This window comes from Hyphomicrobium sp. 2TAF46 (genome assembly GCF_052114865.1).
GTDB lineage: Bacteria > Pseudomonadota > Alphaproteobacteria > Rhizobiales > Hyphomicrobiaceae > Hyphomicrobium_B.
The window spans coordinates 513,095-530,086 of record NZ_JBFRFO010000003.1 but is presented as its reverse complement, the minus strand read 5'-3'; the positions used below and the strand labels follow the sequence as shown (position 1 = coordinate 530,086).

The 16,992-nt window shown below is 58.2% G+C and carries 12 protein-coding genes; 10 read left to right on the top strand and 2 right to left on the bottom strand.

What is annotated here, in order from left to right:
• Window positions 1-21 precede the first annotated feature (21 nt).
• From AB4Z24_RS09205 to AB4Z24_RS09160, 10 genes are all read left to right on the top strand, one after another.
• A complete protein-coding gene (locus tag AB4Z24_RS09205) occupies window positions 22-1,863 on the top strand; it encodes a quinoprotein dehydrogenase-associated putative ABC transporter substrate-binding protein (RefSeq protein ID WP_441707680.1) in 1,842 nt (613 codons plus the stop codon).
• 132 nt (window positions 1,864-1,995) lie between these two features.
• Window positions 1,996-2,565, top strand: coding sequence for a c-type cytochrome (locus AB4Z24_RS09200; RefSeq protein WP_441707678.1), 570 nt, complete (start codon window positions 1,996-1,998; stop codon window positions 2,563-2,565).
• 41 nt (window positions 2,566-2,606) lie between these two features.
• Window positions 2,607-3,836 carry an ABC transporter substrate-binding protein gene (locus AB4Z24_RS09195; protein WP_441707676.1) on the top strand — a complete coding sequence of 410 codons (1,230 nt, stop codon included), beginning with the start codon at window positions 2,607-2,609 and terminating at the stop codon, window positions 3,834-3,836.
• Between the two features lie 23 nt (window positions 3,837-3,859).
• Window positions 3,860-4,828, top strand: coding sequence for a PQQ-dependent catabolism-associated beta-propeller protein (locus AB4Z24_RS09190; RefSeq protein ID WP_441707674.1), 969 nt, complete (start codon window positions 3,860-3,862; stop codon window positions 4,826-4,828).
• A 10-nt stretch (window positions 4,829-4,838) separates the two neighbouring features.
• Window positions 4,839-6,194 carry a histidine kinase gene (locus AB4Z24_RS09185; protein WP_441707672.1) on the top strand — a complete coding sequence of 452 codons (1,356 nt, stop codon included), beginning with the start codon at window positions 4,839-4,841 and terminating at the stop codon, window positions 6,192-6,194.
• The gene (locus AB4Z24_RS09180; RefSeq protein ID WP_441707670.1) at window positions 6,194-6,814 is read left to right on the top strand and encodes a response regulator; all 621 of its coding nucleotides are present in this window, start codon (window positions 6,194-6,196) and stop codon (window positions 6,812-6,814) included. The genes AB4Z24_RS09185 and AB4Z24_RS09180 overlap by 1 nt, the downstream gene beginning before the upstream one ends.
• A gap of 332 nt (window positions 6,815-7,146) precedes the next feature.
• Window positions 7,147-9,045: a PQQ-dependent dehydrogenase, methanol/ethanol family gene (locus AB4Z24_RS09175; protein ID WP_441707668.1), complete on the top strand. Its 1,899-nt coding sequence runs from the start codon at window positions 7,147-7,149 to the stop codon at window positions 9,043-9,045.
• A 131-nt stretch (window positions 9,046-9,176) separates the two neighbouring features.
• Window positions 9,177-10,985, top strand: a complete 1,809-nt coding sequence (locus tag AB4Z24_RS09170) for a quinoprotein dehydrogenase-associated putative ABC transporter substrate-binding protein (protein ID WP_441707666.1) — start codon at window positions 9,177-9,179, stop codon at window positions 10,983-10,985.
• A 6-nt stretch (window positions 10,986-10,991) separates the two neighbouring features.
• The gene (locus AB4Z24_RS09165) at window positions 10,992-12,197 is read left to right on the top strand and encodes an ABC transporter substrate-binding protein (RefSeq protein WP_441707665.1); all 1,206 of its coding nucleotides are present in this window, start codon (window positions 10,992-10,994) and stop codon (window positions 12,195-12,197) included.
• A gap of 29 nt (window positions 12,198-12,226) precedes the next feature.
• Window positions 12,227-13,210 carry a PQQ-dependent catabolism-associated beta-propeller protein gene (locus AB4Z24_RS09160; RefSeq protein WP_441707663.1) on the top strand — a complete coding sequence of 328 codons (984 nt, stop codon included), beginning with the start codon at window positions 12,227-12,229 and terminating at the stop codon, window positions 13,208-13,210.
• A 156-nt stretch (window positions 13,211-13,366) separates the two neighbouring features.
• Here the strand turns inward: AB4Z24_RS09160 and AB4Z24_RS09155 are convergent, their stop codons facing one another.
• On the bottom strand, window positions 13,367-15,748 hold the full coding sequence (locus AB4Z24_RS09155; protein ID WP_441707799.1) for a TonB-dependent receptor: 2,382 nt from the start codon (window positions 15,746-15,748) through the stop codon (window positions 13,367-13,369).
• A 635-nt stretch (window positions 15,749-16,383) separates the two neighbouring features.
• Window positions 16,384-16,761 carry a helix-turn-helix domain-containing protein gene (locus AB4Z24_RS09150; protein WP_441707662.1) on the bottom strand — a complete coding sequence of 126 codons (378 nt, stop codon included), beginning with the start codon at window positions 16,759-16,761 and terminating at the stop codon, window positions 16,384-16,386.
• Window positions 16,762-16,992 lie beyond the last annotated feature (231 nt).

The window sequence follows — 16,992 nt, the reverse complement described above, 5'->3', positions numbered from 1 at the left end:
TTCAAAATGAGAGTCACCTCAATGGCTTCTGATCGCAGTTGGCGGCGTTCGCGGCGTTTCCGGGCCCTCGCGGCTGCACTGCTGACGTCCGGCCTGAATGTTGCCGGCCAGACGGCTATCGCTGCAGATGCTCCGGCGGACAAAGACAAGATTCGTCTCGACACGGCGCTGGCTCACCTCGAAGCGCAGATACCGCTGACGTCTGCCGATCACAACGCGTTGAAAAAGGCCGCGATGGAGCGGCAGATTCCGGCGCTCCAGGTCTGCGGCGATCCGGGAAACTTGCCGCTTTCGGATATCAATCGCGCCGGTTTCGAAAACAAGATTATCGAACTCCTTGCGGCCGAAATGGGCACGTCCGTGACCTATTTCTGGCGCCCCTATCTCGAACGAGGAATCACCCGTCAAACATTCGAATCCGGCGATTGTGATGTCCTGCTCGATCTCCCAGTCGGCTTCGAGCGCGTCCTGACGACGGAGCCGATCTATCGGACGACGTATGTCCTCGCGTACCGCAGCGACCGCGGTCTGAAGATCAAGAACCTCGACGATCCGCAACTGCAGAAGCTTTCCATTGGCACGTTTCAGACGTCCGGCATTCGCATGGCGCTGGCCGAGCGCGGCATACGCAGCAACGTCAGCCTGCACGTCCTGAGCCACAATTCTGACCTCGATCCCGCAGCCCAACCTTGGCGGCAGGTGCAGGATGTCCTCGACGGCAAACTCGATGTTGCGGCAGTGTGGGGCCCATTCGCCGGTTGGCTGAAGACGATGAAGGGCGAGCCACTCGTTATCCAGCCCGTCAATCTCGACGAGGATGATGTTCCGCTCGAATTCGATCTGACGATCGGACTGAGGAAAATCGATTGGATTCTCAAATACAAATTCGATTTGGCGCTGGAAGCGAAGAAGGCTGAGATCGAAAAAATACTGCGGGACTATGGCGTGCCACTCGTACAGTGCAGCCGTTGCTTCGTCGCCGGCGATCTACCCTCGCACGGTATCTATACGAAGCCCGTTGTGGATACCGGCCCTGCGCACGTCGCGATCGCGCCCGACCAGAACGTCACGCGTGAACGTCTGGAAAACTGGCTTAAGGACGGAGCCGACATCAACCAGGAGCTTTCGAACGCCGTTCTCGCCAATGACAAAGACCGCGTCTCTTTCCTGATCGACAAGGGTGCTGATGTGAACAAGCTCGATCCAGAGGGATATGCGCCGTTGCACATCGCGGCGCGAAACGAGCGTCCGGAAATCATCGCTGAACTGATTGCCCGCAAAGCCGATGTCAACATAAAGGACCGGGACGGCTATACCCCGTTACAGCATGCCGTACTGCGTAATTCGGCGCCCACCATTGAAGCGCTGGGGACGCATGGCGCCGATTTTGAAGCGCGGACGCCGGCAGGTGTGACGCCGCTCGCGCTGGCGATCCTGGAAAGCAAATACAAGGCAGCGGTCGCCCTGATCGCCTCCGGCGCGAACGTCGAGACGGCGGACGGGGAGGCGAAGCTGACGCCACTGATGCTGATCTCCGGTTCTGAAGACCGAGAGCTGACATTGGGCGCCGGGGTATCGCGCATAGAAAAGGTAAATCCCAGCGATCCGGGTCCGATCGATGTTGCACGCGCGATGATCGCAAAAGGTGCGAAGGTCAACGATGTTTCCGGCTCGGGCGTGACGGCGCTTCTCCTCGCTGCCGCGCACAACAACGCGCCGATCGTCGGGCTGCTGGCACAGGCGGGTGCCGATCAGAATTTCAAGTCGCCGCAAGGCCAGACCGCCGTCGATCTCGCGCGCCAGAATGGCAACGCTTCGGTCGTCAGCTTGCTCGGCCTTCTCTCTCAGGAGCGGAGCAATTGAGCCGCGCTCTGACAATCAATTTCGGGAAATTTCGGCAACGGCGAACGCGTTAAATGGAAGGCGTCGGTCGTCAACCGAACCAATCAATTGGGAACTTGGGGTCAATCAGAATATGCAGGGAAGGATCGGCTCGTGAGAAATTGGAATTGGGTATCTGTATTTATCGCTGCCCTCATACTCGGCGCGGCGGCATTGTTCGCATCCGCTCACATCGTCATGGCCGATGACGACGATGATCCGCAGGCTGCAGCCAAAGCCGCGGCCGCCAAGGCTTACGAAGAATTCAAGGCCAGGAAGCCGACGGAGGTGACGCACAAGCCACCTCTCGAAGTCGACAAGGCAAATCCGATAGGGACAATGAAGAACCCTTACACGGATCAGGCCGACAAAATCGAAGAGGGCAAGAAACTCTACTTCTCATACAGCTGCAACGGCTGCCACGGTGGTGGTGGCGGCGGCGGCATGTGTCCGCCGCTCACAAATGAAACCTGGGTCTATGGCGGCGAGGACGACACACTCTTCCGGTTGGTGTCCCATGGCAGCCAAGAGCTGCAGAAGACTTACGGTTTGACCCGCAAAGGCCAAGAAGCCGTCGTTGGACCGATGCCGCCATTCGGCGAAATCATCAAGGACGACGACGAGCTGTGGAAGATCATTGCCTTCGTTCACTCGCTCTACAAGGGCTCGAAAAGGACTTGGTGACGCGGCAACAACGACGCGCCTCGTACGTCCTTGCGAGCACAATGCATGTTGCCAAAGGGTTTGCATTCGTGCTGGCGGCATTTCTGATGTGTGTGGCTGATCCGGTGCGGAGCGATGACGCTCCGCCCGGTGGCGACGCGCACGCGTCACTCTCCATAAGAATAGCCTACCTTGGCAAGACATACGTAGAAGCTGAGCCACTCTCCCTTATCGATAAGATCTATACGGATAAGGGCATCCAGGGCGCGCGAGTCGGGATTACTGAAGACAACATGACGGGCCGCCTTATTGGCCAAAACTATGCACTCGTCGAAGCCATCATTCCTGAAGGCGACGATCTTGAGCCGAAGGCGCTCGAACTGCTGAAGTCGGGCGTTTCGTTGATCGTCGCGGATCTCGAACCGGCCGATCTTCTTGCCGTCGCCGATCTTCCCGAGGCGAGAGATGCTATTATTCTGAGCATCCGCTCGAGCGACGTCAGACTTCGCAACGAAGATTGCCGTCAAAACGTCTTTCACATCCCTCCCGATTGGGCGATGCGCGCTGATGCGCTCGCTCAGTTCCTGATCTGGAAGCAATGGAGGAAGTGGGCGCTGATCTCCGGTGAGAGGCCGAAGGATAAGGACTACGCAGCTGCGATGCGCCGGGCGGCAGTGCGCTTCGGTGGAAAGATTGTTGGCGAGAAGACCTACGCATATGTCGCGGGTTCTCGCCGCACAGACACCGGGCATCAACAAATCCAGAAGCAGATGCCGTTGCTCACGCAGGGCCTCGGCGATGCTGACGTCATCATCGTTGCGGATGTCGAGGAAAGCTTCGGCGACTACCTTCTGTTCAACACCTACGAACCGCGCCCCGTTGCAGGCACGCACGGCCTCACCGCCGTCTCATGGCATCGCTCCTACGAGGAGAGCGCCGCAACACAGATGCAGAACCGGTTCGAACGCAAGACCGGCCGCATCATGACAGAGCGCGATTATTCCGCCTGGCTCGCCGTGCGCACCTTCGGCGAAGCGGTGACGCGTACGAACTCGGCCGAGCCGGGCGTGCTCCGGTCATACCTGATGTCGGACAAATTCGAAGTCGCCGGGTTCAAATCTCAAGGCATGAATTTTCGCCGGTGGGATCGTCAATTGCGTCAGCCGATCCTGCTTGCGGGCCCGCGGGCGCTTGTTTCGATATCGCCACAGGACGGCTTTTTGCATCCGAAATATCTCACCGACACGCTCGGCTACGACGAGCCAGAGTCGAAATGTCGGCAGCGAAACTAAGGGCAGGGATCATAGGGCGCCGAATGATGCGATTGGGTTGGAAATTGGCAATTGTTTTGTTCTGGCTCGCGCACCCGGCAATCGCTGGCACCGCCTTCATCAGCAACGAGAAAGATAACACCATTACAGTGCTCGATACGGGTACGCTGAAAGTGGTGAAGACCGTGCCTGTCGGAAAACGGCCGCGCGGAATGGTGCTGTCGCCCGATTACAAAACGCTTTTTATCTGCGCGGGCGACGACAATCGCCTCGACGTGATGGATACGACCACGTTTGAAATCACCAGCACACACGAGACGTCAGGTCCAGACCCCGAGCTGCTCGACATTGATCACGCCGGCAAGTTCATCTACATCGCCAACGAAGACGACGGCATGGTGACGGTCATCAGCGCCGCCGACGGATCGGTGCGCGGCGAGATCCAGATCGGCGTCGAGCCCGAAGGGATGGCGGTATCCCCTGATGATACTGTCGTGGTTGCGACCTCGGAATCGACGAGCATGGCCCATTTCATCGATATCAAATCGATGGCGGTCGTTGCCAACGTGCTCGTCGATACGCGTCCGCGAGTCGCCCGCTATACGCCCGATGGAAAAGAGGTTTGGGTCACCGCGGAGGTCGGCGGCACGGTATCGGTTATCGACGCGGAGCAACGCAAGATCAAACAAAGGTTGACGTTCGACATCCCGGGCGTCCGGCCGGAACTCATCCAGCCCATGGGCGTGAAATTCACTCCCGACGGCAAGCACGCGTTCGTCGCCTTAGGCCGGGCCAATCGCATCGCGGTCATAGACACAGCCACTTACAAGACGTTGAGCCTTATTCTCGTGGGTCAACGCCCCTGGCATATGGACTTCAATTCCGATCATACGAAGCTGTTCACCGCCAATGGCCTCTCGAACGATGTTACCGTAATCGATGTCGCCAGCTTGAAAGCGGAGAAATCCATCCCCGTTGGCCGCCTCCCATGGGGCCTTGTCATCAAACCCTGATGTTCGCGCCATGTCGCTCCGTCAAAGGCTCCTGTTGAACGTCGCGCTCGTGCTGGCACTAAGCCTGTTGATCGGCGCGTTCATGTCCTACTGGCGCGCCGCTGCAAAGATAGAGACCGAGCTGCATTCCGCGTTCGTGGTCGGCAAACAGGTTCTGGAGGATGGAGTAAATGGGCTGAAGGGTTCTCCGAACCCGTATCAGAAATTGAGCGGCATCATCGAGCAGTTCAACAATGGGCGCCATTTGCGTGTGTCGCTTCTCGATATGAGCGGCGACAGGGTCGTGCAATCGCATATTGAAACGCCCAATGATCCAGCACCGGCCTGGTTTTACAAATTGCTCGGAGGGTCACCCGAAGCAGCACGGGTTCCGACGCCGCCGAATGTTCAGGGCTATTCCGCGTTTCTGATCGAGGCGGAACCCCGCAACGAAGTGCAGGAGGTTTGGGAAGATCTTGCGAACAGCCTGCTCCTCGCAGGGATTCTCGCCGGGCTCGTTTCAGCGCTCATCTATTGGACCGTTGAGCGGGAATTGAAACCGCTCGATCAATTGCGCCACGCCATTGCGAGAGTAGCGCAGCACGATTTCAGTTTGCGGATCGTTGAAGGCGGTCCTCGCGATCTACGGGCGGTAACGAGCGGTTTCAACCACATGGTGGGACAGCTCGAACAGGCCGAGGCTTCGAAAACGTTGCTCGAAGAGCAGCTGTCGACCGTGCAGGACGAAGAGCGGGCAGAGCTGGCGCGCGATCTTCATGACGAGATCGGGCCGCTCTTGTTTTCCGTTGGCCTCGACGCGGCGGCGGTGCAGAAGGCGCTCGGAGACAGCGCAAACCCTGACGTGCTTGAGCGCCTCGATTCCATTCGCGAGGCGGTGGGTCTTAGTCAGAAGCGCGTCCTCCAAATTCTCGGGAGGCTGAGAACCGGAACGGTCGAAGATCTGGGCCTTGAAGCCGCCGTTCAGAGATTGGTTGAATTCTGGACCTCCCGTCATCCCGGATTGAATGTTCACACAATCATTCCGGAGGGCGGCGTCGGCGCCGAGCTCGATTCCGTCGTGTACCGCATCATTCAAGAGAGCATGAGCAATGCTGTTCGTCACGGCAATACGTCGTCGATCGACGCCACGGTTGCTTTGGAGGGCAACAGCGTCCGCGTGTGCGTCGTCGACGATGGTGGCGGCCTGAAATCCAACCGTTCGGGACACGGACTGACGGGCATGCGGGAGCGGGTCGCCTCGCGCAACGGCACTTTCAGCATAAGGAATCGTCCGGACGGCAGCGGCACGCTGGTCGAGGCGCAATTCCCTTATCTCGCCATGAAATCGAGTGCATCCGAATCCTTGAGAACAGGCACGGGGATATGATGAAGATCCTATTGGTCGATGATCACGTTCTTGTCCGCCAGGGCGTCCGCCGTCTTCTCTCAGCAATCCCGAGTGCGGACATTTACGAAGCGGCGACGAGTTACGAAGCGCTCACAGTGTTTCGCCAGCAGAGCCCCGATGTCGTTGTGCTTGATATCAGTCTCGCAGGATCGAGCGGCCTCGAACTTCTGAAGCGCTTTCTTATCGAGAATCCGAACGCAAAGGTCTTGATGCTTAGCATGCATGCCGAGGCGATCTATGCCGCGCGAGCTGTGCAGGCGGGCGCGCGGGGTTATATTTCGAAAGGCGCCTCCGCCGAAGAGCTCGTAACCGCGGTGCTGCGCGTCGCCGAAGGCAAACGCTACGTAGAGCGGGACATCGCGACGGACCTCGCTATGAAGCAGTTTTCCGGGGACGGCGATCTTCTCGAGCGGCTGACTATGCGGGAAATCGAGATTTTGAGATTGCTCGGCGAGGGCAAGAGCCTCTCGGCGATCGCGTCAACTCTCAATGTCGCCTACAAGACGGTCGCCAATGCGTGCAGTCTGATGAAGAACAAGCTTGCGGTCGAGAGGACCGCCGATCTCATCAGAATGGCGCTTGAAATGCGCAAGAATTAGAACCGCGCGTCAACCGATCAATCCCGATCGCAATGGGAATGCAGACAAAAAACATCGGGAAATCATCCCGTGGTGGGCTGGGGAACTGACACCTAGTGTCCGGTTGCCACGCTTGCGGCAGGTTGGAGTGAAGATCCGGTCCTCCAGATGTTCACGCCATCCTCCGCTCTTTTGTTGGGAAGTTACGCGTGTTGAACGCGTGCCTGCCTGGCGACCAAAAGATGCAATGCCGATTGCTCTTGCTTGTGTGGCCGCAATTGGAAGCGAACCGGCGCTGAAAGGCACGGTTGCAAGGCAAGCGTCTGTATCGAAAAGGATGGAGAGGAAAACCCATGAGCTTCAGGAAATCGTTCCTGTTGGCGGGCGGGCTTGCGGTGGCGCTCCTATGCGGCGCTACAGTTGTGCCAAGTTTTGCCAACGAGCAGATTGAACAAGAGGCGAAGAACCCGAATTTGTGGCCGGCGCCGGGCCGCGACAACCAGCTGACGCGCCACTCGGATCTTTCCGACATCAATACCGGCAACGTCGACAAGCTACAGCTTGCCTGGTCGCAATCGACCGGCGCGCTACGCGGACATGAAGGCCAGCCGATTGTCGTCATTCATGACGGCAAGCCGATGATGTACTTCTCGTCGGGCTGCCCCAACATGGCCCAGTGCAACATCCTGCAGGCCCTCGATCTGACGGACCCTGATAATCCCGTCCAGGTCTGGAACTACGTCAAGAAAACGGACCGCGATGAAACAGCCGTGCCGCGCGCCTGCTGCGATACCGTTCATCGCGGCGTCAACTATGCCGACGGCAAGGTCATCTATCACACTCTGGATGGCTTCGTGATCGCACTCGACGCGTCGACCGGAAAGGAAGTGTGGGTCGTCAAGCATGCGTATCCTGAAAAAGGCGAAACGATCACTGGTCCGACGCTGATTGCCGAGAACCTTGTGATCGCAGGCTTCGGCGGCGACGAATTTGCTGCACGCGGCCGTCTGACGGCATATGATCTCAAGACCGGCAAAGTTGTGTGGAAGTGCCATTCGAACGGCCCCGACAAGGACGTGTGCCTGACGAAAGACACCAATAAAGCGCACCCTGAGTACGGCACGGCCGGTTCCGACATCGGCGTTTCGAGCTACCCAGCGACAAACGGCGGCGAATGGAAAATCGGCGGCGGCTCGTATTGGGCATGGGGCAGCTACGACCCGAAGCGTAAGCTCGTCTACTGGTCGACCGGTAACCCCGGCCACTGGAGCCCGTCTTATCGCTGCGGCGCCAAGACCCATGACGAGTGCAACAACGGCAAGTGGGACAACAAGTGGTCGATGACCATCTTCGCCCGCCACGTCGAAGATGGCTCGGTCGCCTGGGCCTACCAGATGACACCGTTCGATCAGTGGGACTACGATGGCGTCAACGAGAACATCCTCGTCGACAATCTCGACATTGATGGCAAGAAGCAGGACGTCCTTGTTCACTTCGATCGTAACGGCTTCAACTACGTTCTCAATCGCGACGACGGCACGCTGCTGCGCGCCAATAAGTTCGTGACCGTGAACTGGGCCGAGAAGGTCGATCTCAAGACCGGCCGTCCGATCAAGGTCTATGAGCACTCGCCGTTCGAGCGTCACCGCAACGTCCAGGCTTGCCCGTCGGCGATGGGCGGCAAGGACCAGCAGCCGTGCTCGGTCGACCCGAAAGAACCGAACAAGTTCTATTGCCCGACCAACAACTGGTGCATGGAAGACGAACCGCAGGATCGTACGCATACCCAGCAGGGCACCGTGTACGTCTTCGCCAATGTCTACATGTATCCTGAAAAGCCAGGCATTACCGGCAAGATCAAGAAGTTCGACATCGTGACCGGTACGGCAGACTGGGAAATTCCGGATCCCTATCCGAACTGGTCCGGTACGCTCAACACCGACGGCGGCCTGATGTTCTACGGCTCGAACAGCGGCCACTTCCGCGCGGTCGATCGCAATACCGGCAAGGTGCTTTGGGAACGCAAGCTTGCTTCCGGCATCATCGGCAACCCGATCGCCTGGAAAGTCGGCGACAAAGAGTACATCTCCGTGTTCCAGGGTCTTGGCGGCTGGATCGGTATCCCGGTCACTGCAGGTCTCGATATGGACGACAAGTTCGGCGCGATCGGTGCGACGGCCATGGCGAAAGCCGCTGGCCTCGACAAGATCCCGCAGGGCGGTGTCCTCTCTACGTTCCGCGTCTATCCGTAAGGATGATGTAACTGCAAAGACGGCGTCCGGACCTCAAAGAGGCCGGACGCCATTTCCGTTTGATGCACCAATTTGTGCGCGACAGGCGGCCGAGCGGGCAGAATTCAACGCAACAAAAAGGTCAAAGATTAATGCGTGGCCTGAAGCTTCTTCTTATCAGTGCAGCATTCGCGGCAACAACTACGCCCGGCTTGTGCCGAGACCTGAGCTATCTCAAATCCAAGCCATTCGATCAGCTGACTTCCGCCGAGCTATCCGCAGCCAAAGAAGAAGCGAAGAATTTGAAGGTGACGCGCCTTGTCGCTTGTGCAGATCCTGGCAACATGCCGCTCTCGGATAACAAACAGGAAGGCTACGAAAATAAGATCGCCAATGTAATAGGCCACAAACTCGGCATCGATATTACTTTCTTCTGGCGGCCTTATATCGAACGTGGGCTGACGCGCGAGACATTCGATAACAACGAATGCCAAGTTCTGCTGGGCATGCCGACCGATTATCCGAATCTGCTGACAACGGTGCCGCTCTACCGCACCACGTATGTACTCGCTTATCGATCCGATAGTGGGATCGATATAAAGAGTATGGATGATCCGGCCCTGCATCAGCTCAGGGTCGGCGTCTTCCAGCATTCCGCTATGCGAGATGTTCTCGCCGATCATGGCATCAAGGAAAATGTCGATCTTCAAATCGTCAGTGTCGACGCCGATTTGGAACCAGAGCAGCAACCCTGGCGTCAGGTGCAGCGCGTGGTTGACAAGAAGATCGATGTTGCCGCGGTCTGGGGGCCATTTGCCGGCTGGGTGAAAAAGAACCGCGCGCCGCTCACGATCCAGCCGGTCAACATGATGGTCGACACGACACCTCTCGAGTTCTCTCTGGGATGGGGTGTGCAGAACACCGACGTCGTTCTGAAGCTCAAGATCGACATGGCGATGGAAGACGCTAAAGACGAGATCGCCAAGATTCTCGAAGACTACGGCGTGCCGCTTGTTCAATGCTCAAACTGCATCGTCGAGGGCAATCTGCCGTCCCACGGCGTCATCCAGGAGACCCAGGGCGCAGCTTATGAGGATCGTTATCTCAAAGTTCAGGAGACCAGAAAGCGGAGCGCCGAAGCGTCACCCGATCAGATCGTCTCGCGCGAGCGTCTCGAGGCGTGGCTCAAAGAGGGTGTTGACGTCAATACCGAGCTGATGAATGCCGTCGTCGGCGCTGACGCCGAGCGCCTGAAATTCCTCATCGAGAAGGGCGCCGACGTCAACAAGCGGGATCAACTAGGTGCCCTGCCTCTCGGTTCCGCAGCAAGCATCCGAAGGTCGGACCTTATGGAGATCCTCCTCGGCGCCGGTGCCAAGGTCGATGCGCAGGACAGTGACGGCATGACCGCGCTGCAACACGCGATCAACGTCAATCACGTGCCGTCAATCGAGCTGCTTGCCAAACGCGGCGCGGACATCGAACGCGGCACCGAGAAAGGTTACACGGCACTTGAAGTCGCGCTTTCGGACGGCAAATTTTTCGCCGCCAAGGCCCTCATCGATGCCGGAGCTAAGGTGAACGCTGGCGGCGGTCCCGAGAAGCTGACGCCGTTGATGGTCTGCGCAACACAGCTGCAACCGCAACAGCGTCTCAATCAGCTTGCTCACGGACCCACGCCGCTCGCACTCGCCGAGGAACTCATCAAACGCGGCGCGGATGTCAACTCAGCTTCCACCGATGGAGTGACGGCTCTGATGATCGCGGCCGGACAGAACAGCGCGCCGATGATTGGCCTCCTCCTGCGATCGGGTGCAGATCCAAAAATGAAATCGGCCGTGGGAAAAACTGCCCTCGACATAGCATCCGGCGCGGGCAATGAATCTGCAGTCGGCGCGTTGAAGTTTCTTGCGGGCTCGGGGACCGGGAAGCCGGCCAACGAAGTCAAGACAACTCAGTGACAGTCTGTGAAAGCGAGAGCTCGACTTTTTGCCTGCCTGCTGCCCTTCGTTCTGGCGTTTGCGGCAGCCGCAAATTCAACCCCCACAACGCCGCTTCAAGTCGAGATCGGATATCTCGGCCGCGCCTATCCGGAGCCGCTGCCGGTCTCGCTGGTAGAACCGGTTATCACGGATCAGGGCGTCCAAGGTGCACGGCTTGGCGTCAGCGACAATCTCGCAACCGGCCGCTTTCTTAGCCAGTCGTATCGCCTCGACGAAAAGATCACGCCGAAGGACGGCGACGTCGTCGCGGATGCCAAGGCGTTGCTGCAGTCGACGCATCTGCTCCTTGCCGATCTGGAGCAGGACGATCTTCTCCGCCTCGCGGATCTACCGGAAGCGCATGATGCCATCATCATCAACGTGCGCACGAGCGACGATGATCTGAGAGGCGTGAATTGTCGGCGAAATGTTTTCCACGTCGCACCGAGTTGGGCCATGCGCGCGGACGCCCTGGCGCAATACATGGCGTGGAAACGGTGGAACACTTGGTTCCTTCTTCGAGGCGCCTCAAAGGAGGACATCGACTACGCCAATGCAATGAAGCGCGCGGCGAAGAAATTTGGCAGCACCATCGCCGAAGAGAGAACGATCACATTCGATCCGGGCAATCGGCGCTCAGAAACCGGACACCAGCAAATTCAAGCGCAAATTCCGATGTTGACGCAGTCTCCGCCACCGCACGATATCGTTTTCGCCGCCGATACAGATGATACGTTCGGAGAGTATCTGCTCTGGCGAACCTTGGTGCCGAAGCCGGTCGCTGGCACGCACGGTCTCGTCGCCGTCGCTTGGCATCGCTCATATGAGCAATACGGCGGCATTCAGCTCCAAAACCGATTTCTCGCAATGGCCAAACGGCAGATGACGGAGCGCGATTACATGGCGTGGCTCGCGGCGCGCGTCTTTGGTGAGGCGGTGACGCGCAGCGGGAAGGCCGATATCTCGAGTTTGCGCGCGTATTTATTGTCGAAAGACTTTCAGGTTGCCGGCTTCAAAGGTCAGGGCATGTCGTTCCGCACATGGGACAGGCAACTCCGTCAACCCATCATCCTGACCGGGCCACGCTCTCTCGTCTCGATGTCTCCGCAGGAAGGTTTCCTGCATCAAAAACATCTGACTGACACGCTCGGCGTCGATGCGCCGGAAACAGCTTGCAAACTTCCAGGCTGAACTGATCAATGCATTGGAGGATGACGACGATGAAAAAAGCTGCGACGCGGGCGTTGTGTGCCACGCTCATGCTAAGCGCCGCGCCATCCGCCTTTGCCGATAAGATCTTTGTTTCGAACGAGCGCGATAATACCGTGACCGTCATCGACAGCGAGACGCTCGAGATCATCAAGAGCATTCCGACCGGAAAGCGGCCGCGCGGGATCGTCATTACACCGGATTACAAAGAGCTGATCGTATGTGTTGGCGACGACAACCGCCTCGATGTTATCGATACCGAAAATCTGGAGGTTACGAAATCCTATCCGGCGTCCGGCCCAGATCCGGAGCTTCTTGATATCAATCATAAGGGTGATCGCATTTACGTTGCGAACGAAGACGATGGGCTGGTCACTGTCATGGATCGGGCCACGGGCCAAGCGATCGCGGAAATTCCCGTCGGCGTAGAGCCCGAGGGTATGGCGGTCTCGCCGGATGATGGCCTTGTTGTGAATACCTCCGAACAGACGAGCATGGCGCATTTTATTGATGCGAAGACCAATCAGGTCTTGGCCAATATCCTCGTCGATACCCGGCCGCGAGAAGCAACTTTCACCAAAGACGGCAGCGAGGTCTGGGTCTCTGCAGAGGTGGGCGGCACGGTCTCCGTCATCGACACCAAGTCGTTTCAGATCAAAAAAAAGCTCACGTTCGATGTGCCCGGCATTCGCCCCGAACTGATGCAGCCAATAGGCATTCGATTTACGCGCGACGGCAAGACGGCATTCGTAGCCCTCGGGCCGTCCAACAGGGTCGCAGTTGTTGACGCGGCGACGCATGAAATCAAAAGCTACATCCTGGTCGGACAGCGGCCTTGGCATCTCGCCTTGAAGCCTGACGGTACCAAACTTTACGTCGCCAATGGCATGACCAATGACGTGACAGTTATCGATGTGGCGACGCTCAAGGCCGAAAAGTCCATTCGTGTGGGGCGCCTCCCATGGGGCGTCGCAGTCAAGCCGGATGCCAAATAGAGTTTTGGCTGGCTCATCTCTATTGTCGTTGCTCGAAAGAGAAGAGCGGTAGCCCATTTCTGGGCCACCGCTCGCTACGCAATCGAGAGACGGGTTGTACTCGATTGACAGAATGCGATCGAAGCGCCCGCCGAAGCGGGCGCCTGCTATCTACGATCAGAACCTGACCTTCACACCACCATACGCCGCGAACGGAATGGCCGGAGTGATCGTCCGCGCGTTGTCCGGATCATATTTCAAGCCTTTGAGAGACGGATCAGGCCCACCTGAACCACCCGCGCCGGGGCCAGCTTCCTGAGCCAGCTCAGTATTAAAGTATGTACCGTAGACGCCGTACTGCTGATCGAACAGGTTCTCGATCAGTCCGTAGACCTGGATACGGTCGGTGATGTCGTAGGACGTATGTAGGTTGACCTTGGCGTAGCCCGGTAGCGGCCGGTCATGGTTGCCTTCGTCGCCGTAGAAGATCTGGTCGCTGGCAGCGATGAGATCCGAGCCGAAGGTCCACTTGGGCGTCAGCTTATAGTCGAAGCCTACCTTGAAGCGATGGCGCGGAACGCCGGGCATGCGGTTGCCGGGCCGGATGGTGAGGCAAGTGGGAACTTCATCATCGATTGCGCTAGGATCCACAGGGCAGGGCGTTTCCTCATGCGGATTGTTCTCCGACGGAATGATGTTCGTCGATTGGAAGGTTGCGTCGACGTAGGCGTAGCTGGCATAGGCAAAAAACCTCTGCGAGCGGTAGTCGACGCTAGCTTCGATGCCCTGGCGTTGCGTTTCGCCCGCGTTGGCGAAGTATCCGCGGCCTTGCTGCCGATCGGCGATTTGGATGATGTCATCGGAGTTGAGCGCTCGGAACCAGCCGAGGCTCCAGTTTAACTTCTCGCCCGTCCAGTAGTTGTGCTCGCCACGGAAGCCGAGTTCCCAGGTCCGCGTCACGACCTGTTTAAGAGGCGGGTCGGAAGCCAGTGCGCTTTCGATGATGCAAGGGTTATCAGGGTCCGAGCAGGCAATTTCGGACGCCGTCGCGGCGCGGTTGGCCTCCGAATAGCCGCCATAGAAGGACAGGTTGGGATTGATCTTGTAGGTGAACCCGGCCGAAGGATTGAACCGGTTATACGTATTTACGCCATCGAGCGCATCGAGCGACGGCTCGCCCGTATTTATGATCTGCACACGTGCGTAGTTGAAGCGGCCGCCCACAGTAACCGTCAGTCTATCCGTGACGTCGAAGGCATCGAGCGCGTAGACACCGACGTAGTCGTTGAGCGTGGTCAGCGATCGAGGCGTAACGCTGGTGGCGTCCGTGTACGGGCAGGGCGCCGGATCGCCGTCATCGCATTCCTCAGGTAGGTTCGAGTCTCCGGACAGCGTCTGACCCGTTCCTTTAACCACGTATTTCGGCAGGAAGGTGCCGAGTTCGCTCGACGCCCGATAAGCGACGTGGCCGTGATCGTAGCTGGTGCCGATGATGAACTGGTTGCGGTGGCCGAAGAGGTTCGCCTTGTTCACAGCCTGCAAGGAGAATCCGTAACCGTCGGTGTTCTGTCCTGTTTTGTCGATCGACCCAAGCACGCCGTCGGGAAGTGTTATGCCAGTGAGCCCTCCAGCACCAAGCGCGTAGAGGGGCGCCCCGTCCTCCGTGCAAAGCGACGTGCCGATGACGCCGGCACCGCCCGGGACGGTGCAAGGCTCAAACTCTGAGATATTGCCGTCGATGTGGCTTTGCTTGAAGTGGCGATAATAACCGACGCCGGAGACCGAGACATCGGGCGTCGCCTGAACGATGCCGTTCAAGGATACCATCTGCATGTCACTCTGGGTGATCTGCGGCGAGGTGAACGTGCGCGTGCGGCCGCCAAAGTCAAGCAGCTCTTCCGGCACTGCGGCCGTCACGCCGACGTGGCTGCTCGCGATTGTCCCGTTCAAGTGAAACTCTGCGCCGTCGCCTTTGACGCCGAGATCCGCGTATCCGCGCCGCTCCTCGGCGTCGGAGAAATCACGGAAACCATCGTCATTGATGGCTTCGAACGCGCCGTAAGCGGCCCAATTTCCGCTTCGCATGCCGGCCTCAGTGCTGACCTGTTTGCGGCCGAACGACCCGAAGCGCGTATCGATATCGGCTCCTTGGAAATTGAAGCCGTCTTTCATCGTCACATTGATAGCACCGCCGATCGCATTGAGACCGAAGATCGGATTGCTGCTCATGACGGTAAGATCGGCAATCGCGTTGGCCGGAATGAAGTCCCAGTTGACGGTGTCGCCGAAGGCTTCGTTGATGCGCACGCCGTTCTGATAGACTGCGATACCTTGCGGCAGACCGTTGACGGGCGAAGCCTCAAAGCCGCGATATTGCACTCCCGTCTGGAATGCGTTGCCCTGCAAGTCGTCAACAACCACGCCTGGGATGCGATTGTTGAGCGTGTCCTGCATGTTGACAGAGTGATCGCGATTGATGTCGGCGGATGAAAGGCCCGTTACGCCATAGGGAACCTTGCCGATGGGAACTTCACTGCCGGGCAGCGGTGACAACTTCACATCTGAGGGCGGGGCGGGCACGGCGAAGACCGGCCCCGTTGGCGCCGCTCCTTGTTCCGCAATTGCCGGCTCTGCGCTCGGAGGAGGCGCCGGTCCGGCCTGTTGGACAGGTTCTTTCTTTGGAGTGTGGGTTGCCTTTTTCGGCTTTGCCGTAGGTTTCTGTTGCTGTTGAATCACCTGTACTTCGGGAAGTTTTTGCCCCGGTTGAGCTTCGCCGGCAGCGGGCGGCGGCTGTGGCGTTGTGCTTCCTGCGTCCTGAGCAATGGCGCCAGGTGCAGAAAGGCACGCAAGCGTTGCTGTCGCGACACATATTTTAAGTGACTTCATCGGTCCTTCCCCCGCGATACGCTCCCCAGAGTTCCCTTTCTGGCCTGATCACGGCATTGCCTGTTGATCAGGCGTTTTCAGAAAGGGGCGCGAGATCAGATATTTGGCGTTTTTATTGCGCCTTATGCTGAACGCGCATGCATAGGGTCGGCAATTCGCCTCATGGGATGGAATTCCAAAGAATGCCCGAAAAACCGGGATTTACTCCCGGCGAGATCAGCTAAAGCTGAACCGGAGTCTGTTTGCGGAGGGGGGCCTGCATGGAGGCTTACGCATCTCGGGGTAGATGCTTTTCGGCGGAAAAAACGCTAAGTTTGAGTCCCGGCTTTCGTAAGCCCCTTACGTGTCTCGGGTAAAAGGGATGAGGGCGTCACACCGAACATCGCAGCCACGCGCACGAGCGCGTCTGCAGGCAGTCGCGCTGTCGCGGTCTCATAGCGCTGATACATTTGGTAGGAACATCCGATGTGATCGGCCACCTGCCGTATCGTGAGACCCTTAGCTTTACGGGCAGCGCGTAGCCGATCACCGACAGCAATGTGCCAAGGGGAAAGCTTTGAAATCGGCAAGCGTCGACCCTTCCAATAACAGCGATCGTCAGGAAGAATGCCTTGATTGCTTGCCGAGCTGCAAGTGCGAACGATGCTGCGGGAAATGAATTGCCCCTCCGCACATAACCATGTCATGTCGGTTCGAGTGCTTCAAAGAACAGTTACGCCCGGTATGCTGTTCAGCGTTCGCCGCTCTTTATAGAACTCTCACTGTAGATCGCGTGCTACGTCGGCTCATGTTCAGGAACAGATGGCAGCTGGAACTTCAGCCGCGCCGAGTTCTTCGCTGCAAGCGACGTCTGCTAACGGGATGAAGGAAATCAAGCCAATCCGCGTCACCGAAGATCTAACGCGCCGGATCAAAGA